Annotated in this window: 20 protein-coding genes and 1 tRNA gene; 5 read left to right on the forward strand and 16 right to left on the reverse strand. The window is 64.1% G+C overall.

Going from position 1 to position 18,271, the window contains the following annotated elements:
• Positions 1 to 86: 86 nt before the first annotated feature.
• The 6 genes from CHB88_RS00655 to CHB88_RS00680 all read right to left on the reverse strand — a co-directional run bounded on the left by CHB88_RS00655 (position 87) and on the right by CHB88_RS00680 (position 5,067).
• A complete protein-coding gene (locus CHB88_RS00655) occupies positions 87 to 629 on the reverse strand; it encodes a hypothetical protein (RefSeq protein WP_089397369.1) in 543 nt (180 codons plus the stop codon).
• 110 nt (positions 630 to 739) lie between these two features.
• Positions 740 to 1,381 (reverse strand): hypothetical protein, encoded by a 642-nt coding sequence (locus CHB88_RS00660; protein WP_089397370.1) that lies wholly within the window; start codon positions 1,379 to 1,381, stop codon positions 740 to 742.
• A 300-nt stretch (positions 1,382 to 1,681) separates the two neighbouring features.
• Positions 1,682 to 2,203, reverse strand: coding sequence for a hypothetical protein (locus tag CHB88_RS24990; protein WP_176442276.1), 522 nt, complete (start codon positions 2,201 to 2,203; stop codon positions 1,682 to 1,684).
• Between the two features lie 148 nt (positions 2,204 to 2,351).
• Positions 2,352 to 3,317, reverse strand: a complete 966-nt coding sequence (gene pip, locus CHB88_RS00670) for a prolyl aminopeptidase (RefSeq protein WP_089397371.1) — start codon at positions 3,315 to 3,317, stop codon at positions 2,352 to 2,354.
• A gap of 85 nt (positions 3,318 to 3,402) precedes the next feature.
• Positions 3,403 to 4,743: a radical SAM protein gene (locus CHB88_RS00675; protein WP_089397372.1), complete on the reverse strand. Its 1,341-nt coding sequence runs from the start codon at positions 4,741 to 4,743 to the stop codon at positions 3,403 to 3,405.
• Between the two features lie 114 nt (positions 4,744 to 4,857).
• Positions 4,858 to 5,067 carry a hypothetical protein gene (locus CHB88_RS00680; protein ID WP_089397373.1) on the reverse strand — a complete coding sequence of 70 codons (210 nt, stop codon included), beginning with the start codon at positions 5,065 to 5,067 and terminating at the stop codon, positions 4,858 to 4,860.
• Between the two features lie 664 nt (positions 5,068 to 5,731).
• Between CHB88_RS00680 and CHB88_RS00685 the strand changes: the two genes are divergently transcribed.
• A tRNA-Asp gene (locus tag CHB88_RS00685) sits at positions 5,732 to 5,808 on the forward strand.
• Between the two features lie 172 nt (positions 5,809 to 5,980).
• Here the strand turns inward: CHB88_RS00685 and CHB88_RS00690 are convergent.
• Positions 5,981 to 6,925 carry a recombination-associated protein RdgC gene (locus CHB88_RS00690; protein ID WP_089397374.1) on the reverse strand — a complete coding sequence of 315 codons (945 nt, stop codon included), beginning with the start codon at positions 6,923 to 6,925 and terminating at the stop codon, positions 5,981 to 5,983.
• A 52-nt stretch (positions 6,926 to 6,977) separates the two neighbouring features.
• Positions 6,978 to 8,126 carry a DNA polymerase IV gene (gene dinB / locus CHB88_RS00695; protein ID WP_089397375.1) on the reverse strand — a complete coding sequence of 383 codons (1,149 nt, stop codon included), beginning with the start codon at positions 8,124 to 8,126 and terminating at the stop codon, positions 6,978 to 6,980.
• Positions 8,127 to 8,281: 155 nt separating this feature from the next.
• On the opposite strand from dinB, the gene CHB88_RS00700 reads away from it, so the two are divergent.
• Positions 8,282 to 8,494 carry a hypothetical protein gene (locus CHB88_RS00700; RefSeq protein ID WP_089397376.1) on the forward strand — a complete coding sequence of 71 codons (213 nt, stop codon included), beginning with the start codon at positions 8,282 to 8,284 and terminating at the stop codon, positions 8,492 to 8,494.
• A gap of 96 nt (positions 8,495 to 8,590) precedes the next feature.
• Here the strand turns inward: CHB88_RS00700 and CHB88_RS24100 are convergent, their stop codons facing one another.
• From CHB88_RS24100 to CHB88_RS00720, 3 genes are all read right to left on the reverse strand, one after another.
• The gene (locus CHB88_RS24100; protein WP_143131092.1) at positions 8,591 to 9,148 is read right to left on the reverse strand and encodes a hypothetical protein; all 558 of its coding nucleotides are present in this window, start codon (positions 9,146 to 9,148) and stop codon (positions 8,591 to 8,593) included.
• 154 nt (positions 9,149 to 9,302) lie between these two features.
• Positions 9,303 to 9,614: a DUF2288 domain-containing protein gene (locus CHB88_RS00715; RefSeq protein ID WP_089397379.1), complete on the reverse strand. Its 312-nt coding sequence runs from the start codon at positions 9,612 to 9,614 to the stop codon at positions 9,303 to 9,305.
• A 17-nt stretch (positions 9,615 to 9,631) separates the two neighbouring features.
• Positions 9,632 to 9,841, reverse strand: a complete 210-nt coding sequence (locus CHB88_RS00720) for a SlyX family protein (RefSeq protein WP_089397380.1) — start codon at positions 9,839 to 9,841, stop codon at positions 9,632 to 9,634.
• Positions 9,842 to 9,980: 139 nt separating this feature from the next.
• Here CHB88_RS00720 and CHB88_RS00725 point away from each other — a divergent pair, with 139 nt between their 5' ends.
• The gene (locus CHB88_RS00725) at positions 9,981 to 10,241 is read left to right on the forward strand and encodes a hypothetical protein (protein ID WP_089397381.1); all 261 of its coding nucleotides are present in this window, start codon (positions 9,981 to 9,983) and stop codon (positions 10,239 to 10,241) included.
• Between the two features lie 142 nt (positions 10,242 to 10,383).
• On the opposite strand, the gene CHB88_RS25775 is transcribed toward CHB88_RS00725, so the two are convergent.
• The 3 genes from CHB88_RS25775 to CHB88_RS00735 form a co-directional block, all read right to left on the reverse strand.
• Positions 10,384 to 10,515 carry a hypothetical protein gene (locus CHB88_RS25775; RefSeq protein WP_281254963.1) on the reverse strand — a complete coding sequence of 44 codons (132 nt, stop codon included), beginning with the start codon at positions 10,513 to 10,515 and terminating at the stop codon, positions 10,384 to 10,386.
• A gap of 44 nt (positions 10,516 to 10,559) precedes the next feature.
• Positions 10,560 to 12,608 (reverse strand): UvrD-helicase domain-containing protein, encoded by a 2,049-nt coding sequence (locus CHB88_RS00730; protein ID WP_089397837.1) that lies wholly within the window; start codon positions 12,606 to 12,608, stop codon positions 10,560 to 10,562.
• Positions 12,609 to 12,744: 136 nt separating this feature from the next.
• Positions 12,745 to 13,731, reverse strand: coding sequence for a Vgb family protein (locus CHB88_RS00735; RefSeq protein ID WP_089397382.1), 987 nt, complete (start codon positions 13,729 to 13,731; stop codon positions 12,745 to 12,747).
• 194 nt (positions 13,732 to 13,925) lie between these two features.
• Between CHB88_RS00735 and CHB88_RS00740 the strand changes: the two genes are divergently transcribed.
• Positions 13,926 to 14,405, forward strand: coding sequence for an SRPBCC family protein (locus CHB88_RS00740; protein ID WP_089397383.1), 480 nt, complete (start codon positions 13,926 to 13,928; stop codon positions 14,403 to 14,405).
• Between the two features lie 120 nt (positions 14,406 to 14,525).
• Here the strand turns inward: CHB88_RS00740 and CHB88_RS25940 are convergent, their stop codons facing one another.
• Positions 14,526 to 16,706: a YsnF/AvaK domain-containing protein gene (locus tag CHB88_RS25940; protein WP_342745467.1), complete on the reverse strand. Its 2,181-nt coding sequence runs from the start codon at positions 16,704 to 16,706 to the stop codon at positions 14,526 to 14,528.
• A gap of 186 nt (positions 16,707 to 16,892) precedes the next feature.
• Positions 16,893 to 17,516, reverse strand: coding sequence for a YsnF/AvaK domain-containing protein (locus CHB88_RS25370; protein ID WP_217900111.1), 624 nt, complete (start codon positions 17,514 to 17,516; stop codon positions 16,893 to 16,895).
• Between the two features lie 163 nt (positions 17,517 to 17,679).
• On the opposite strand from CHB88_RS25370, the gene CHB88_RS00755 reads away from it, so the two are divergent.
• Positions 17,680 to 18,252 (forward strand): glycine zipper domain-containing protein, encoded by a 573-nt coding sequence (locus CHB88_RS00755; protein ID WP_089397840.1) that lies wholly within the window; start codon positions 17,680 to 17,682, stop codon positions 18,250 to 18,252.
• Positions 18,253 to 18,271: the final 19 nt, after the last annotated feature.

Here is an 18,271-nt window from a genome sequence, read left to right on the forward strand (position 1 = left end):
CATGGAGCGGACACGACGCACGCGAACCTGACTAATTTACCAAATGTAAGAGCAACGCGTGCTGCCGCGGCACGCCGCCTTGATCTTTACACGGCCCGCTGGCGCAGTTCGGCAATGCCTTCGATGCTGCCGATGCGGATGATGACCGGCCGCGAACTGAGGCCCGGCTGCATCGGGCGCCAGGCGAACAGCCACTCCTTTTCCATCGCGAACTGGCGCGACTTGGAGAAGGTGGCGCCGAGCGGGCTCGGCATGCCGTAGGAAACGGCGGCGTCGATGCCCGCCCAGCTCGGCAGCGCGCGCTGCGCCGCGCGGTGGATGCGCTCGCCGAACTGCTCCGGATCGTGGATGACAAGACAGCAGTCGGTGCCGGGGAAGGCATCGAACAGTTTCTCGTCCCAGGCCGAAGCCAGGCTCAGCGTCAGGTAATTGCGGGCCGAGGTCATGCTGGCCTGGCGCGCGCTCCACGGCAGGATGCGGTCGCTGGAAGCGGCTTCGGGCTGGGGCGGCTGCAGGCGAAATTCGCCTTGAGCGAGTGAGCGTTCCAGCCAGATGCTTTGTGAGTAACGGTAAAGCTTTTGGGGACGGTCACTGGGGACGGCAAGCGATGCCGGCGAGACTGATTTCATGAAGGGCAACGGTGATGATCTGCGTCCATTTAAACAGATTCGGTAAGACCCGGCAAATCACGTGAAAAAAGCGGCCTGGGGCCGCTTTCCTGGCATGCCTGTCGGCGTGCTTACTTCGAGGTGGCGGCAGCGCCCGGGGAAGCGCTGCTGGTCGGTGCCGACGCGCCGGCGCCCTGGCCGCCCGAGGTCGATTCGCGGGCGCCGCCGGTGGTGCCGCCCGGGGTGCCGGTCGCGGCGGTCGATGCAGAAGCACCGTCGCGCTTGGCGGCGCGCTTGGCTTTCTTGGCTTTCTTCTTGGCCTTGGTGCCGGTATCCGACGCGGCGGCGGTGCTGGTGCCGCCGGCGCTGGACGCAGCCGGGCTGCTCGAGGAAGTATCGCTGCCGGTCGAACTGGCGCCTGAAGTGCCGGCGGTGCCGCTCATGCTGGTGCCGGTGCCGCCGGAGGTGCCAGAGGAAGATCCCATGCTGCCGCTGCCGGAATTGCCGGAGGAACCCGCGGTGCTGCCGCTGGTGCCGGAGGAGGCTCCTGCTGCGCCGGTGGTGCCGGCGGTGCCGCCCATGGCACCCGTGGTGCCGGAAGAAGCGCCGGTGCCGCCGGTGCTGGACCCGCCGGAAGCGCTGTCGGATTTCATGGTGGAGGTGCGATCAGTGCTGCCGGCGTTGCCGGTGGAACTGGTTTGGGCGAAGGCGAGCACGGAAACGGATGCGATGACAACGAAAGACAGGGACTTGAGCGTTTTTTTGAATGCCATGACTGACTCCTTGGTTGAAATAAAGACATCACCGAGACAGCTGCTTGGATGCAGAGGCCGGCGGCTTGTTCATTGAAGCATTGGCGACCGCCTAAGGTCTGGTGACCAAGTCGTTGAATCGGCGATGATTTTTACGGTGTAAAAATCTGTAACCCAGATCGGTCGTTGTCATTCGACTATCGGTGCCGGAAAAAAATCCTTGGCAGTATCGCCGCGTCGATGAAGTGCCCGGATCTGCCAAGGAGCAACCCGCGTGCAGCAAAACGGATGTCGGGGAAGGCGCTGCTTATCCTATTTATCCTATTGATCCATCTGCGCCAGCGCGATGCTGCGTAGCTGGAAGCGGCCATCGCTGTTGAAGAGCCAGGTTTCGGAAAGCTCCACCCGGCCGCCGCGCATCAGATGCGAGGCGGGCTTGGGGAAAGGCGCGCTGTTGCGCAGGCTGGCGAGCGCAATGCTCTCCGTCTCGCGGTCACGGTTGGAGCGCTGGATTTCGCTGCGCACGAGGTTGCCGTGGCTGTCCACTGCATACTTCACCACGATCACCGAGCGCAGCAGCGCTTGCGGCCGATCGAGATAGACACGGGTCGAGTTCACCTGAGAGATGCGCTGAGCCAGGTCACGCTTGTAGCTTTCGGCGGTCATTGCGGTGGACACGGCATTGCGGTCGGTTTCCGCCCGATCGTAGCCGGCGCTCTGGCTACCGACCGGGATCAGCGCACCGGGATGGGTGCTGGCGCAGCCGGCCAGGGCCGCCACCGCGCCGGCCAGGAGAAGCCCATGGATGGGCCGGATGGTCTTCGTCAACAACAATGGTTTCATTTGTCTCGTCCCTCTCGCAATCCTGTTTTCAGTTATCGCCGCATGGCAAGCATGGAACCCGGCTCGACCCATGATGCATTACCTGCCTGCGGATCGCCAGCAATGTCACAAACGGAAGCAAGATGTCGGACGGAAGCGGAACGAAATGTCAGATGAAGCCGCGCCCGAGCCGGAACTGTTCGGTGGCGTTGACCAGAGCGCTGGTGATGCCGGGTTCGGCGGCGGCATGGCCGGCGTCCGGCACGATATGGAAGGCCGCCTCGGGCCATGCCTGGTGCAGGCGGTGGGCGGTCGCCGGAGGACAGACGACGTCGTAGCGGCCCTGAATGATGACGGCAGGCAGATGGCGGATGCGGTCGATGCCGCGCACAAGCTGATCTTCCTCGAAGAACCCGCGATGGAGAAAGTAATGCGCTTCCAGCCGCCCGATGCCGAGGCTGACGGCATCGCTGCCGAAATCGTCGATTGCTTCCGGCTCCGGCCGCAGGAACAGGCAGCTTCCTTCGTAGCGGCTCCATGCCCGGGCCGCCGGCATGTAGACGTCGGGATCGTCGCAGAACAGGCGCTTCTCATACGCATGCAGCAGGTCGGCCCGCTCCGTTTCCGGAATCCGGGCGATGAACTCGTCATGCGCCTCCGGAAAAAACCAGCGGATGCCGTGCATGAACCAGTCGATCTCCGGCTGGGTGCAGAGGAAGATGCCGCGCAGGATGAAACCGAGGCAGCGCTCCGGATGAGCCTGCCCGTAAGCAAGCGCCAGGGTGGACCCCCAGGAACCGCCGAACGTCAGCCATTGCTCGATGCCGAGCATGACCCGCAGGCGCTCGATGTCGTCGATCAGCAATTGGGTGGTGTTGTTGCGGTACTCGCCCAAGGGCGTCGAGCGGCCGGCGCCGCGCTGGTCGAACAGCACGATGCGGTAGTGCTGGGGATGGAAGAAGCAGCGATGGCGCGGCGTCACGCCGCCGCCCGGACCGCCATGCAGGAACAGCACCGGCAAGCCGTCCGGATTGCCGCACTCTTCCCAGTACAGCGTATGGATATCGTCCACGGCGAGCATGCCTTGGCGATAGGGCTCGATCGGCGGGAAGAGCGCGGTGCGGGGCAGGAACATGGGACGATTGAAAAGTGGAGTCGGCCCATTGTAGCGAAGTCGCCTGGCGCGTGGCGCAGGCATGCCGGCCTGGCCGTTCAGGGATTTACTTCGCCAGCTCATCGAGTGCGAACAGCAGATTGAGGCGATGCCTGATGTTGTGCTTGGTCGAAGGACAGGGCGCCATGCCCTCATGCCAGGATTTCGGACACTGGCCGCCGCATACCGGCAGCATGGCGCAGGCGGCGCACTGGCGATGTTCGCCATTGAGCAATTGCGCATTGAATGCCTTCAATCGCTGCGCCGGCTGCATCTGCGTTTGCGTGATCACCTTGACCGGAAAAGAGACGGCATGGCGATCCGGCTGGCCATGCGCCGGCACGCAAGGCGTCTCGGTGCAGTTATTGCCGCCATGGGCATCGACGACTTCGGCATCATGCTGCACCGACAAGCAAACGATCTTGCGCCGCTGCGGCAGCAGCGCCGGCTGGTAACCGAGGCGGGCCTGCAGCGCCAGCCATTCGACTTCGGCGTCGGCAAGGGTTTTCGGGTCGAGCGCGGTGTCGTGGGCAGCGGCGCCCGAGGCGCAAACCGAAGACACGTAGAACCGGATGCGGCCGGCCAGGCCGGCTTCGGCGATCCGCTCGATGAGGCCCGATACCGCCGTCGCGTTTTCCCGGGTGACGTTGCAGCGTAGCGTGATGCCGAGATTGCTGGCGGCGGCAATCAGGCAAAGGTTGCGGAAGATGGCGGCGAAGCTTTCCTTGCCGTTCGTGCCGGGCCGCCGGCGGCCGTGGGTCTTCGGGTCGCCATTGAGCGCGATTTCCACTTCCCGCACGCCGTGGCACTGCGCCAGTTCCCGAGCGACTTTGGGCGTCAGCCCCAGGCCGCTGGTGACCAGCCTGGCCGAATAGCCGCATCCATGACGCGCCGCCAGCGTCATCAGCCGAGGACTCATGTCGCGCATGACGGCAATGCCGGTCAGCGGTTCGGCGCCAAACCAGCCGATGCGCAGCTCGCGATAGCGTCCGCTTGCCAGGCGGCTTTCCACTCGAGCCAGGAAATCCTCCCGCATGAGCTCGCTCTTCAGCGTCTTCTCATGCGCCTGGCCGCAGCCGCCGCAAGCCAGCTCGCACCAGGCGCTCGGTTGAATGACTTGATACAGCACGTCGTTGGCATCGACCGCGGCCTGATTCTCGCGGACCACCGCCGCAAATTCATCTTCGCTCCGATCGACCAGGATGCCCGCCTGCGCCAAGACGCCCCGTTGCTCGTCGCCGATCGCATCGATGTCGTCGGCCAGCAGCGTTTGCCAAGCGGCTTCAGTCAGCCGCATCAGATTGCCGGAGCGGGTCGAGAAAACCAGGCGGCCCCTGAAGCCGCTGCGGGCTGCGGTCAGGCAGTCGCTCGCGGCGACATATCGGGAAAGCTTCATGGAACGGGACATCGGTAACTCCGGACGAAGTGCGCATGAAGGAGCAGGGATGGCCGCTGCCCTGCCAATGACGACCGGCAGGGCATGGACGAAGCGGCGCGCTCCGGCATGCCCTGCCCCGAACGCTCAGCCGATCCCGCCGCGCTGGGTTGGCATCGTCTGCAGCGCATTTTCAAGGCTGCCGCCGGAACCATCCTTGCCGACGCAGGCAGCCGGCGCCACGCGGGCAACTTCATCGGCCCCCGGCTCGCGCATGCAATCCATCCGCGCGGGTGCATCGTTGATTTCGACGCCGGCGCGGGCCAGCAAAGCCTTGACTTCATTTCTGTCTGCCATGGTGTTCTCCGTTGAATCGATTGGAAAGGCGTGTCACCGGCCGCGCCAAGGTCGGCATGGTGCGGGAAATGTAGGTGAAATCAGGCGGGTTTGGGCGCCCGGTACGGCGTGCGGTGGCGTACCGGTGCATCAAACGGAATGTTGAAGTTTCGCTTTCATGCATTGTCAGTGCCTGGGCAAGAAAAGCGAATCCATGACCAGCAAAGCTTGGGCGGATGACAATAACCCGCACGCCTCTGTTTGCTTCCCGATTTACGAACATCGAAATTCAGGAAGGTGATTCCAAAGATTCGCTACGGAAGCCGGCCGCGATTACGCCCTGATCAATTTTTGTGCACAGAATCGGACAGAAGCGGCACCGTCCGGGCCCTTCCAGCCCGCACGATGCGAAGACCGATAACCCTGAAAACGATGCGGAAGACGGCACCGCAGGAGCCGGCATGGCAACGCACTGCGGCAATGATGAAGGGAGGCTGCTCCTGCGCATCTATACTGCCCGTCTGCCGTGCCGAAAGGTTTTCCCGCCGTTACGCTGCGCGCCTTCTTTTTTGCTTCTTTGGTATCTTGCCGCAGCATCAGGAATTTTTTCCTCGCCGCTACCCAAATCCGGAAATCCCCTGTACAATTCGCGCCTCCAGACGTTGATGAAACGCTGACCGATTTAGGAGTGGTAGTTCAGTCGGTTAGAATACCGGCCTGTCACGCCGGGGGTCGCGGGTTCGAGTCCCGTCCACTCCGCCAAACTCGAAAACGGCTCGCTTCGGCGAGCCGTTTTTACTTTTTGCCTTTCCCCTTCCCTCGCATGCGCCGCCGCTCGTCTACCGCACGGGCCGGCAAGCCATGACGTTCCTGCGCCGCCAAAGAAAAAGCGCGGACTCGCCGCGCTTTCTAATTCAATCAAATTCACAAGCCGTCAGGCAGCCAGCTTCTCTCCCGACGCAGCGGGCGCAGCCAGCGCGCCTTCCGGCACTTCGCCGCCGAGCGCATCCACCAAGTCGTTGAGCAGCTTGCCGAGCTCGCCCGTCATCAGCGCGAAGTCGGTATCGAAACGCTCCTCATCGTTCTGCGTGGTGCTGTCGTTGTTCTCCTTCAGCACATCAAGCGGCGCCACGCGCTTGATGGCGAGGCTTTCGGTCAGCACGATGGAGACGCGGTCGTTCCAGGTCATGGCGAGGCGGGTGCACTGCTTGCCGGCGGCGATATGGCGCCGCACATCGTCTGCTTCCAGCGTATGGCGCACATAGCGCACCGTGGCCTTGTCCTGGCTGGAAGCGCGCAGCTCGGTGTCCTGGTCGACGGTGAAGTTGTACGGCGCTTCGTCGGCGGCGAGCCAGTCGGTCATGGCGGCGACCGGCGAACGCGCCACGCGCAGCGTGCCCACCGGCAGCTGGTCGAGGCATTTGAGCAGGGTCTTGAACACCTCGTCGGCCTTGGCCGGGCTGGCGGCATCCACCACCAGCCAATTGTTGACCGGATCGATCCACACCGAGGTGCTGCGGCGGATGCTGAAGGCGCGCGGCAGCAGTTCATCGGCGACCTGCTCCTTGATTTCCTTCATCTGCTTGCGACCCGGCTTGAAGCCCTGCTGCTCTTCCAGCTCGGCGGCGCGCTCCTTGCTCACCTGGTTGATGACCGACGACGGCAGCAGCTTGCGCTCGGTGCCGAGCTGCAGCAGGATCTGGCGATTGACGGTATGCGACAGCATGCCGTTGTTGCGCGGCGAGACCCAGCCGCGGGTCTCCATGTCGGCGCTGCTGCAGGGCGCGAAAGCCTGCTTGGCGAGCGCGGCTTCGAGCGCATCGCCGACGACTGTCCACGGCGCGCTGAGACGATAGATCTGAAGATTTTTGAACCACATGGCGGCACGCAAAAAGCGGGAATTCTACACGCTGGCCCGCGCGCATTGGTTGCTATCCCACGGTGTTTTCGCTACCGTCCGCAACAGCGGTTGACAAGCGCGGCGCATCGGCTTCTGAGTCCTCGAGGGTGATGTTCTCCACGCCGAACAAGCCGAGCTGATCGGCCGGCGCTTCCTCGCTCAGCCGGATGCCGACGCCAAGCAGTCGCACCGGCTTGCCGCCGCGACGAAAGCCCGCTTCCAGCAGCGCATGCAACTGACGCTCATCGACGGCGTGGGCCACGCACTCCGCCGTGGTGCGCTTGAAGTCGGCGAAGCGCAGCTTCACGAACAGCTTGTTCATCTGGCGCTGCGCGTTGGCGCGCCGGATGCGCTGGTGCAGCCGCTCCACCAGCGGCGGCAGTTCGGCCATGCAGGCTTGCAGATCCGGCAGGTCCGTCACATAGGTTTCTTCGACGCTGATCGACTTGCGCTCGCGCTCGGGGCACACCTCGCGGCGATCGATGCCGCGGCACAGGCCGTGCAGGCTTTCGCCGAACTTGCCGAAATGCTGCTGCAATTGAAGCAATGACCAGGTTCGCAGGTCGGCGCAGGTATGGGCGCCGAGGCGCTTGAGCTTGGCGGCGGTCACCTTGCCCACGCCATGCAGCTTTTCCACCGGCAGCGCGGCGACGAAATCCTCCACTTCTTCCGGCCGGATGACGAACAGCCCGTCCGGTTTGTTCCAGTCGCTGGCGATCTTGGCGAGAAACTTGTTCGGCGCCACGCCGGCGGATGCGGTGATGCCCACCGTGTCCGCGATGCGGCGGCGGATCTCCTGCGCGATCAGGGTTCCGCTGCCGCGGAACTGCGGCGTCTGCGTCACGTCGAGATACGCCTCGTCCAGCGACAGCGGCTCCACCAGCTCGGTGTAGTCGCGATAGATGGCCAGGATCTGCTTCGAGGCGCTGCGGTATTTGTCCATCGCCGGCGGCAGCACGATCAGGTGCGGGCAGCGCTGCAGCGCCTGCGCGGTGGACATGGCGGAGTGGATGCCGAACTTGCGCGCCTCATAATTGCAGGTCGCGACCACGCCGCGTTGATCGGCACGGCCGCCGACGGCGAGCGGCTGGCCGCGCAGCGACGGGTCGTCGCGCATCTCGACCGCGGCGTAGAAGCAGTCGCAATCGCAGTGGATGATCTTTCGGGAAGCGGAGGTCAAGGCGGTCAGGCGGGATGGGGCTCGCGCGGCAAGCCATGCGCCTATTGTAGCGGTGTGAATGCCTGGATGTAATACAGCTCGATACAACCCGGGCGCGTGAGAAACTCGCTGCGGCGATCGCGGGTCGAATTCCCATCACCACTCCGGAGAACACCATGGCCCAGCCCGGTTCGATGCAGGACCCCGCCAACATCAAGAATCCGCCCAATCCGGCGCCCTATCAGCCGCGCGACCGGCAGCCCAAGGAAGGCACCGCAGCGCCGGCCGGCACGGCCGATGGCCATGTCGAGGTCATCGGCGAAGTCGACAACGAACGCAGCGACGAGGACAAGGCGCCGATTCTTTCGGATGAGCGTTACAAGCGCTGAACCATCGGTCTGGCTGCATGCAGAGCGCAGAAGCGCTGAAAAATGCAGCAATAAAAACGGGGCGCCATGGCGCCCCGTTTTGCTTCGGCTACCCGCTTACTGGCCGGAAGTGGAGCCGCGGTTCAGCGGGCCGGAGACGCGGTTGGCATCCCTCAGCTCGGCATCGGCGGCACGCTTCTCCGCCTTGTACTCTTCCTTGGCGGCGCGCCGGTCGGCCTTGTACTCCTCTTTCGCGGCGCGCTTGTCCGACTTGTAATCGGCCTTCGCTTCGGCGCGCTCGATGCGGCGGCGCACCAGCGGATCATTGGCCGCATTGTCGGCCGGGTTGGTGCCGGGGATGGGCACCATCACCGGGGCAGAAGAAGCGCTCGATGCCGCCGAGCCTCCCATGGCAGCGCCGGAACCCATCGAAGATGCGCCCGAGGTATCCGCACCGGTCGCCGGGACTGGAACGATTTGCACCGGCACGACGACCACGCCCGGCGTGGCGCTCGGCGCGGTGCCCGATGCGGAATCAGTCATCGCGGAGCCGCTGGCTGCCGGGCTGGCCGAAGAAGCACCATAAGTGGATGAGGTGCCGGCAGACTGCGCTTGGGCGAGCTGACCAAAGGCAAGGAGGGCGGAAGCAAGCAGGATCTTCTTGGGTGTGAACATGAACGACTCCTTTCGAAATGCCCCGGCGGCACCATGCCGGAGGGAACAAGAAAATTCCCTCGCTGCCGAGCGATCTTGTTGAAAAGACAAATCGTTCATTTCGTAGTTCCAGTCAGGGTCGTTACGAGATGTTTCAACCCTTGCCGACGAGCACTCAGGACGCCCTCATCTGCACCAGAATCCAGGGCTTCACCACCACCGTCCACAGCAGCGCATTGCTGTCGCTCCATGCCTGCGCCAGGTCGTCCGGCACCTTGCTCAGCTGCTGCTTGTTCATCCATTGCAGCACAGCGGCCTTGTCATCGCTGGCGATGGCGGTGGCCACTTCGATCAGGTCAAGCTCATCGCTCACCACGATGACCATGCCGGCGGCGAAATAGCGCTCCAATTCCTTCCAGGGAAAATGCGCGGTCTCGAGGTTGAGCTTGGCGCGAAGCAGCGGGTCCTGCGGTATGGAGGAAGTCATAAGGTCGGGAAAAGTTTTCAGTAGTGAGGCGGCTTGTCGTCAGCCGGCGAGGCATCGCGGGCGGCGTCGCGCAAATCCTTTACATGGCGCGCCAGGGCGGCGCACAGGGCTTCCAGTTCGTCTATCTTCTTCTGCTGGCGATACACAAGCTTGTTGAGCGTTTCCACCAGGTCGTCCTGGCGCGCAAGCTGCATCTCGATATTGGCCAAGCGCTCGTCGCTGATCATCGTCACGCTCCTGTGCAAACTGTGAAAAAATGAGAAGCCGCCATGGTAGCGGAATCAGCCCTGCGATGGCTCGTCGCAGGGTGAACAAAGCGCGTCCGGCGCGATCCATCGAATGCCGGGACTTTCATGAAAGCCAGCAATGAGAACCACCAAAGCCAGCGCCGCCGTTACCCGCTTGAACAGCCGCGATCCGGAACACCACTATTCCCTCGGCATGACCGCCAGCGGCTTCTTCTACCTGCTGCGCGCCAGCGACGATCAGCCGGCGGAAAAGATCAGCGGCGATCTCACCATGGAAGAATTCGTGGAACTGTGCAACCGCACTGGCCCGCAGAAACAGGTACGCGTCAGCAAGCTCGACGTCGCCTTCGAGAAGCAGCTCGTCAACCGCGCCAAGTAGGCGCATCGCACACGAACATCGTCTAGACACCGTCGGGCTTGACGCCCTCGCCGATGCCGTCACGGCAGGCCGGCGGCACCGCATCGGGCAGGCGGTTGCCCGCGACGCGCTCGCGTATCGTCACGTTCACCGCGACCTTTCCTCAGCCGAAGCAGATGGCCGGCAGCAACAGCAGGGCCAGCAGCGCCAAGCCCTTGCCCAGGGCATGCTGACGCCGCGGCGGAGCGGCAGAAGAAGCGGCGGGATGGCGGCCGGATTTCACTTGGATGGGCATGATCGATCACCTCCGTCCTTTCGACCCGGGCGATCGCCGGAAATTCAGGCCGCCTTCGGTTTCTGCAGCAGCGCCTTGAGATTGGCGAGCCGGGCCTGCGGCGTGACGACTTCATCCTCCTTCGGCACCGCATCCCCTTCGTCCAGCTTCATTTCCTTGATGAAGCGGGAGATGTCGCAGTTGATGCTTTCGCGGGCGCGCTTGCGGCGCTTGCACCAGGTGACATGCAGGCTGCGCTGGGCGCGGGTGATGCCCACATACATCAGGCGACGCTCCTCCTCGATGCGCGCCGCGATCTGCGCGTCCGGCGCATCCGGGTCGCCCTTGTGCGGCAGGATGCCCTCCTCCACGCCGACCAGGAACACGTGCGGAAACTCCAGGCCCTTGGAGGCATGCAGGGTCGACATGCGCACCGCGTCCGGCTCCTCGTCGCGTCCTTCGAGCATGGTCATCAGCGCCACCATCTGCGTCAGCTCCAGCAGGCTCTTCTCCTCGCCGGCGCCATCCTTGCCGCCGGTGCCCTTTTCCTTGAGCCAGCCGGTGAAGTCGATCACGTTCTGCCACTTGGCCTGGGCCTGGCGGTCGTCGAAGGTATCGTAGAGATAACCCTCGTAATTGATTTCCTTCATCATGTCGTCCAGCAGCTGGGCGGCATCCTCGCCGCGCCGGCTGGCGCGCGCTTCCAAACCGTTGATGAAATGCCCGAACTCGCGCAGCGGCGTGAGCTGGCGCTCGGCCAGCTTGGCTTCGATGCCGCCCTTGAACACCGCTTCGAACAGCGAGCATTGCCACTGGCCGGCGAAGGCGCCGAGCGCTTCCAGCGTCGACTGGCCGACGCCGCGCTTGGGCGTGGTGACGGCGCGAATGAAGGCCGGATCGTCATCCTCGTTCGCCACCAGCCGCAGATAGCTGACGATGTCCTTGATCTCGGCGCGGTCGAAGAAGCTCTGGCCGCCGGACATGGTGTAGGGAATGCGCTCCTTGCGCAGCGCCTGCTCGATCACGCGCGCCTGATGGTTGCCGCGATAGAGGATGGCGTAGTCGGAGAACTTGGCGCGGCGCTCGAACTTGTGCGCCGAAATCATCATCGCCACCTGCTCCGCTTCCTGCTCGTCGTCCTGCATCGCCAGCACTTTCACCGGGTCGCCCAGTCCGTGCTCGGACCAGAGCTGCTTCTCGAACAGCTTCGGATTGTTGCCGATCACCGCGTTGGCGGCCTGCAGGATGCGGGTGCTGGAACGGTAGTTCTGCTCCAGCTTGATGATCTTCAGGTCGGGGAAATCCACCTGCAGCGTGCGCAGGTTCTCGATGGTCGCGCCGCGCCAGGCGTAGATGGCCTGGTCGTCGTCGCCCACGGCGGTGAACATCGGCTTCTTGCCGAGGCCGGTCACCAGCAGCTTCACCAGTTCATACTGGCAGGTATTGGTGTCCTGGTATTCATCCACCAGCAGGTAGCGCAGCTTGCGCTGCCACTTGTCGCGCACGGCTTCGTTGCTGCGGAACAGTTCCACCGGCAGCCGGATCAGGTCGTCGAAATCCACCGCCTGGTAGGAAGCGAGCGTCGCGACGTAATTGCGGAAGATGCGCGCCGCCTGTGCCTGCTCTTCGGTGCGCGCCTGCTTCAGCGCGGTGTCAGGGTCGATCAGGGCATTCTTCCACAGCGACATCTCGTTCTGGATGCGGCGGATTTCCTGCTTGTCGGTGGTGCAGGCGAGATCCTGGACCAGGGAAAAGCAGTCGTCGCTGTCGAGGATGGAAAAGCGATCCTTCAGTCCGATCTCGCGCGCTTCGCGCCGCAGGATCTGCACGCCGAGCGAATGGAAGGTGCAGACCGTCAGGTTCTTCGCTTCCTTCGGTTCCTTCAGCAGCTTGGCGATGCGCTCCTGCATCTCGGCGGCGGCCTTGTTGGTGAAGGTGACGGCCGCGATGTTTTTCGCCTCGTAGCCGTGGTCCTCGATCAGGTGGGCGATCTTCTGGGTGATGACGCGGGTCTTGCCGGAACCGGCCCCGGCCAGCACCAGGCAGGGACCGTCCATGTAACGCACCGCCTCGCGCTGCGGCGCGTTCATGCCAAACTGGGGAGGATGTGTCATGGAAACCAACGGAGAGGAAAAGCGAGCCATTGTAGCAGCGCGCTTTTCCCGGATTTCCAATCTTGCATTTTTGGCCAGCAGAAAAAATCCGCTGGTGTTGCAACCCGGCTCTTGACCGGCAGATCGATGCGGCGGCTTACTCCACCACGCCGAGCTTGCCGCTGTGGCTGCCCATGTACCAGAGCTTGCCCTTGGCATCGACGATCATCTTGCGGATGCCTTCGTTCTTGGTCGGCAGATCGAAGACGCGAAATTTCTCGCTGGCCGGGTCGAACAGGGCGACGGTATCCGTCGCGATTTCGTTGGCCCATACCTTGCCGGCGCCATCCACCGTCACCGCATAGGGATTGCCGCGCGGTCCGGCCGGCATGTCGTAGCTCTTGATCACTTTTGCCGTCCTGGCATCGATATGCGTCAGCTTGCCGTCGCCATAGCGCACCACCCACAAGGTGTTGTCCGGCGCGGCGGCGATGCGGCGCGGCAGCGAGCCCTGGCCGAAGTCGATCTCGCTCACCTTGCCGCTGCGGGCATCGATGCGGCCGACGCGCTGGCCGCTGGCCTGGCAGAACCAGACGTTGCCGTCGCGGTCGATGGCGATGCCGTAGGGGCCGTCGCGGCTGCCGTATTCGGTCATCTTCTGCGTCGCGCGGTCGTAGCGCGTCACCTTGTCGGCCGACTGGTTGGTGAACCACAGGCTGTCGCGGCCATCGAAGACGATGGTATGCGGGCTGCCACCGGACGGCACCTTGTGCGCCACCATGCGCTCCGGCTGGCCGTTCCTGAACGGGATTTCGAGCAGCGTGCCGTTGCCATTGCCGGTCATCCAGACCGTGCCCTTTTCATCCACCAGCAAGGCGTGCGGCCGGGTGCCTTCCGGCAAGTCCCACTCCTCGAAGGCTTGTGTCGCAGGGTCGAAGCGGGCCAGCTTGTTGCCGTGCATGACGGCGATGTAGATCTTGCCATCCAGCGCCGGCGCGGGATCGCGCGCGAACTTTGGCGTCGGCACCGCCCACTCCGATACCTTGCCGCTGGGCTGGGACGTGCCGGGCGGCACGGTGTAGTTGGAACCGCCGGCCAAGGCGAAAGCCGGGAGGCTGGCGAGGAGAATCGGCAGGATGCGCATGATGACTCCGTGGGAACACATGGCGGATGGATGCCGGCGAACGCCGATCTTCGCTCCTTCTTGTCGAACGGCTCGCCAGACCTTATGTATTATGGATGAATTGCCGGATTGCGTACGCCGCACCTGTTCCCGGTATCGCTTCTTTTCCGCCTCACGACCGCGTGCTGGCCCGACCTTCTCCCTTACGTTCAAGAATGAAGTTTGCCCATCTCATCGAAATCAACGATCCGCTCAACCCCCTGATCGACCCGCTGACCCGCGAGCAGCTCTGGCGCGGCCTGGTGCTGCGCGCGGAAATCCCGAAGGCATTCGTGCCCTGGCTGGACCAGTGCCACATCACCGACCGTTCGGAGGACTCCATCTCGCGCGAGCTGCATTACGGCGACGTGGTGGTGCATGACCGGGTCACCTTTCTGCCGCAGCATCAGGTGCGCTACCAAGTCCCGCAGCAGAAGGACATCCCGGCGTCCAGCCTGACCATGACCATCGAGGAGCCAAATCCGGACGTGTTCTTCGTCCGCTTCGAGTACGACGATGGCCATGAGGAAGCCGACACCATGGCCGCCTTCTACAGCGAGTTCCGCCGGTCCGCCTATCAGGAAGCCGACATCGACACCATCCGCACCATCCGGCAGATGGCCGAGGATGGCCGCCTCGCCAAGCCGATGGCCTGACGTTTCTTCACGCTCTCCGCATGGTTTCCGGGACATGAAAAACCGCGCCGCTGCGGTCTGCAGCGGCGCGGTGTCGGGATAATGGCCAGGCACGCACCCGGCCGGTTTCCCCTGCCTTGCTCAGTGGTGACGATTGCCGGTGACGCGCTCGGCGCCGTACCGCACCGCATCCTTCACCCGTTCCCAGGTGCTTTCCGGGTGGCTGCGCTCCCAGTCGCTGCGCAGTTCCGGCTCGGCCTCTTCCCAGCGATAATTCCTGAAGCGCTCGGTGCCGCCCATGGTCGACCCGTAGCGGTAGGCCGAGTCATAGTCCTCGTAGCGGCCGCCCGACTGCCCATAGGCCGACTGCCAGTGGCGGCGATAGTCGTCGCTGTCGTCCATCATGCTTCGGCTGGTATCGCCGGTGCCCATGCTCATGCCGGCCGGCGCCATGCTTTCCGATGCCATGTCCGGATTGCGCGAAACCATGCCATCGGCAGTCGCCGCGCCGCTGGCCATGTGGTCGCGGGTCATGTCATGGCGCATGTCGCTGCTCATGTCGTCGCGCAGGCCCTCGCCCATCGTTTCGCCGCGCGTATCGGCTGTCGACATATGGGCTGCGCTCAGGTCGCCGCCCATGTCGCCGGCCACGAGGCGATCACGCATGCTGTCGTCATGCCCCATGTCGCTATGGCCCCAGTCATGGGTGGGCGCATCGGCATCGCGCAGGCTGGCGGCGCTCGCGGCACGGCCGGCCAGGTCCATGTCGCGGCCGGCCAGGGTGGCGTCATCCGGCATCAGGCTGTCGCGATGACGCGCGGCTTCGGCGCCGAGCTGCTCCACATCGACTTCGGTGCGGCGCACGGTGTCGTTGATCTGCTCGGTGCGCTCGCGTACCTCCTTGCCGACCTCGACTTCCTCCACCACGCGCGCGGTCTTGGACAGCACCGCTTCCTCGGCCATTTCACGCATTTCCACCGTGCCTTCCTTGAAGGCAGCGAGATCCGCTTCCGAGGCCGGGCGGTCGACCGGATGGCGCTCGACATGCACTTGTTCCTCGCGCAGCTGCACTTCCTCGTTGACCGGCGTCTCGCGCACCCGCTGGAACACGCGCACGCCGCCGCGCTGGACTTCGCGCTTGCCGACCTGCAGGTCTTCCTGCACCACCGGAATGCGCTGGGTCTCGCCGGTGTCCCGAAGGCCGCCGTCCGTCGCATGCATGGACGTGTCGTCGCGCAGGCGGTCGGCGCTCATGCCGCTGCCAGTCAGGCTGTCATCGCGCAGACGGTCGGCATGCATGGCGGTGTCATCCATGTGGTCGCTGCGCAGATGATCGGCGCCCATGGCGCTGGCACCCATGTTGTCGTCGAGCAGGCGGTCGCCCCCAGTGCTGCTGCCTGTCAGGCTGTCGTCGCGCAGGCGGTCGCTGTCCATGCGGTCGCCCATCATGCCGCCGCTGGTCAGGGTGCCGCCGGCGGCGGCATGGCTGCCGATCCGGTCGTCGCGCATATCGCTGCCGAGCAGGCTGTCGTCGCGCATTCGATCGCCGGTCATGCCATCGTCTGCCATGCCCGATGCGGTAGTCACACCGGCGCCGGTCATGCCGGCGCTGCCGAGGTGGTCTTCGCTCAGGCGTTCATTGGTGAGGCGGTCTTCGCTGCGGTCGCCGGCGCTGAGCAGGCTGCTGTCCCGATGGTCCATGTCCGCGGTGCCGCCGGATAGAGTGGCATCGTTCTGCATGCGCTGCTCCTGCGGCGTCATGTGGCCGGAAAGCATGGTGGCTTCGCGGTTGTCGGAAATCACCCCGCGCTCGTCGCCCTGCAGGTTCATGGTGTTTTCACGGCCCTGGGCATACATGCTGTCGTCGCCGGCAGCTGCGTAGCGGCTGCGCTCCTGCTGGATCTCGTCGTCGGTCATGCGCGGCTTCGAGGCGTCGTAACCGGTCCAGCCCTGGCTGCGCCAGTGAGAGGAACGCTCGTCGACGTCCACCGGATGGTAGCGGTTCATGATCTCGGTGGCGCGGTCGCGTTGCTCGTCGCTGTCGGCGTTCACCGCCAACACGCAGCTGCCGCGGCGCACCGCTTCCGAGTAGACGTCATGGTTCTCGCGCACACCGTCGTCCATGCCGAACAGGGAACGGAAGAAGGCGCCGATGCCCGATTCATGCTTCTCTTCATGGACGGCATGGCTATCATGGGCGGAGGGTTCCTGGTCGGGGTTGAGCTGCACATCATGATGGGAAAAACCGGATGCGATGAGCTCGTTCATCGCATCGCGCGCCTGCGTATAGCTGTCGTAGACGCCAACTACAGTATGTTCCATGATCAATCTCTCCTTGATTACCTGATGGCCGGCTCCGAATCGGCCGGGTGGAACCCTGGTGCGCGCCTGTGACGACGTCACCCGGCGCCGCGGCTGTACGCGCTCGGGTCTTTTCTGTGCGTTTTCCGGCCTGAGCAGCAGTCGCGGCGGCACGCAGCCATGGTGAGAAGCTCATGGCTGCATAACTCATGCCCGACCGGAGGGGGCGTTGCCCAGCGGTTCGATGTCGATCTGCTCCCGGCGCAGCACGATGCGCTGGGGCGCGTGGTATTCCTGTGGCCGGCGGGTGATGCGGACTTCCTCCTTCAACAGCGTCTGCTTCTGCAGCACCAGCACTTCCTCCAGCACGGGGACGATCAAGGTATCGCCTTCATAGCGCGCCTGCGGCAGCTGGGCATCGTCGACGACGCGGTTCACCGCCACGCGTTCGACGCTGATTTCGTCGCGCAGCAATGCTTCGTCCACCAGTTCTTCTTTCTCGGCAACGGTCTTTTTCAAGCGTATGCCGCGGCCAGTATCGACCAGGCGTTTGTCGATTTGTATTTTCTCCTGCATGACTGGAAAAGTTACCTGCGCCATCCGGCCTTCGTCGCCATTGCCGAAGCTGAAAGGCAGGCGCAGGCTGCCATCGTCGCGCTGCTCCAGCAGGTCGAGCGGCATCATCACGTCCGGACCGTGTTCGGGCCGTATGCATGCCATCGCCTGTTCCCGGGCGTCGGCCTCGGTGAAGGAGACGATGGTGGCGGGATGGCCGGCGGCGTCGAACACGGGCTTGCCGCTCAGGGCATGATGGGACGAGGCATGAGGCATGGCGGTCTCCTTGGTAGAGGCATGTCGATAACACCGCGGCGATGCAAGTAGTACGCCCGAGAACAGGGACCGGCGATGACGTAATGGCGGGAAACGGCAGCGAACTAAACCTGTAAGCAATGTTCTTATTGCTTGATTGATTGACCATTTCCAGGAGCCGCAGATGTCGAAAATCATCGCAGGACACGTGCAGCTGCAATCCGACGTGGATATCGCGGTGGAAGAACTCTGCCGCGCCGGCTTTTCGCGTGAGCAGATTTCCTCCTTCTACATGGGGCCGGCCGGCCGGCATGCCCAATATCCCATCGGCGGCGACGCCGACAAGTCGCAAGGCGCAAAAGAATCCGACAAGGGCGTGGCCATGGGCGCGGCGGCCGGCGCCGCCATCGGCGTGGCGACCACGCCTTTCCTTGGCCCGGTGGGCGCGATCACCGGCGGCCTCGTGGGCGCCCATGTGGGCGGCCTGGTGGGCGGCATGTCATCCATGAAGGAACATGGCGACCCGGGCGATGAGAATGATGTCGAGAACACCCTGCCGCAGCGCATGGAAGGCATGATGGTGGCAGTCGCGGTGCCGGATGACGGCATGCTCGACAGCGCGGTAAACGTGCTGCGCTCGATCGGCGCCACCAACATCGAGTGCGCCGAAGGCACCATCGTCGACGGCGACTGGCGCGATTTCGATCCGGTATCGCCGGTGCATCTGGTGCCGACCGGGCATGAGCGGCGGCTATGATCCGCTTCTGAGGCGGCTC

This window comes from Noviherbaspirillum humi, assembly GCF_900188095.1.
GTDB classification, from domain to species: domain Bacteria; phylum Pseudomonadota; class Gammaproteobacteria; order Burkholderiales; family Burkholderiaceae_D; genus Noviherbaspirillum; species Noviherbaspirillum humi.

Excerpts from the sequence above, each read along its gene's own strand:
- CHB88_RS00720 (WP_089397380.1), bottom strand. The coding sequence starts at position 9,841 with ATGATCAGCGACGAGCGCTTGGCCAATATCGAGATGCAGCTTGCGCGC.
- CHB88_RS25940 (WP_342745467.1), bottom strand. The coding sequence starts at position 16,706 with ATGGAACATACTGTAGTTGGCGTCTACGACAGCTATACGCAGGCGCGC.
- CHB88_RS00730 (WP_089397837.1), bottom strand. The coding sequence starts at position 12,608 with ATGACACATCCTCCCCAGTTTGGCATGAACGCGCCGCAGCGCGAGGCG.
- CHB88_RS00700 (WP_089397376.1), top strand. The coding sequence starts at position 8,282 with ATGGCCCAGCCCGGTTCGATGCAGGACCCCGCCAACATCAAGAATCCG.
- CHB88_RS00715 (WP_089397379.1), bottom strand. The coding sequence starts at position 9,614 with ATGACTTCCTCCATACCGCAGGACCCGCTGCTTCGCGCCAAGCTCAAC.
- CHB88_RS25775 (WP_281254963.1), bottom strand. The coding sequence starts at position 10,515 with ATGCCCATCCAAGTGAAATCCGGCCGCCATCCCGCCGCTTCTTCTGCC.
- CHB88_RS00740 (WP_089397383.1), top strand. The coding sequence starts at position 13,926 with ATGAAGTTTGCCCATCTCATCGAAATCAACGATCCGCTCAACCCCCTG.
- CHB88_RS24100 (WP_143131092.1), bottom strand. The coding sequence starts at position 9,148 with ATGTTCACACCCAAGAAGATCCTGCTTGCTTCCGCCCTCCTTGCCTTT.
- CHB88_RS00655 (WP_089397369.1), bottom strand. The coding sequence starts at position 629 with ATGAAATCAGTCTCGCCGGCATCGCTTGCCGTCCCCAGTGACCGTCCC.
- CHB88_RS00690 (WP_089397374.1), bottom strand. The coding sequence starts at position 6,925 with ATGTGGTTCAAAAATCTTCAGATCTATCGTCTCAGCGCGCCGTGGACA.
- CHB88_RS00675 (WP_089397372.1), bottom strand. The coding sequence starts at position 4,743 with ATGTCCCGTTCCATGAAGCTTTCCCGATATGTCGCCGCGAGCGACTGC.
- CHB88_RS00755 (WP_089397840.1), top strand. The coding sequence starts at position 17,680 with ATGTCGAAAATCATCGCAGGACACGTGCAGCTGCAATCCGACGTGGAT.
- CHB88_RS25370 (WP_217900111.1), bottom strand. The coding sequence starts at position 17,516 with ATGCCTCATGCCTCGTCCCATCATGCCCTGAGCGGCAAGCCCGTGTTC.
- CHB88_RS24990 (WP_176442276.1), bottom strand. The coding sequence starts at position 2,203 with ATGAAACCATTGTTGTTGACGAAGACCATCCGGCCCATCCATGGGCTT.
- pip (WP_089397371.1), bottom strand. The coding sequence starts at position 3,317 with ATGTTCCTGCCCCGCACCGCGCTCTTCCCGCCGATCGAGCCCTATCGC.
- CHB88_RS00735 (WP_089397382.1), bottom strand. The coding sequence starts at position 13,731 with ATGCGCATCCTGCCGATTCTCCTCGCCAGCCTCCCGGCTTTCGCCTTG.
- CHB88_RS00680 (WP_089397373.1), bottom strand. The coding sequence starts at position 5,067 with ATGGCAGACAGAAATGAAGTCAAGGCTTTGCTGGCCCGCGCCGGCGTC.
- CHB88_RS00660 (WP_089397370.1), bottom strand. The coding sequence starts at position 1,381 with ATGGCATTCAAAAAAACGCTCAAGTCCCTGTCTTTCGTTGTCATCGCA.
- CHB88_RS00725 (WP_089397381.1), top strand. The coding sequence starts at position 9,981 with ATGAGAACCACCAAAGCCAGCGCCGCCGTTACCCGCTTGAACAGCCGC.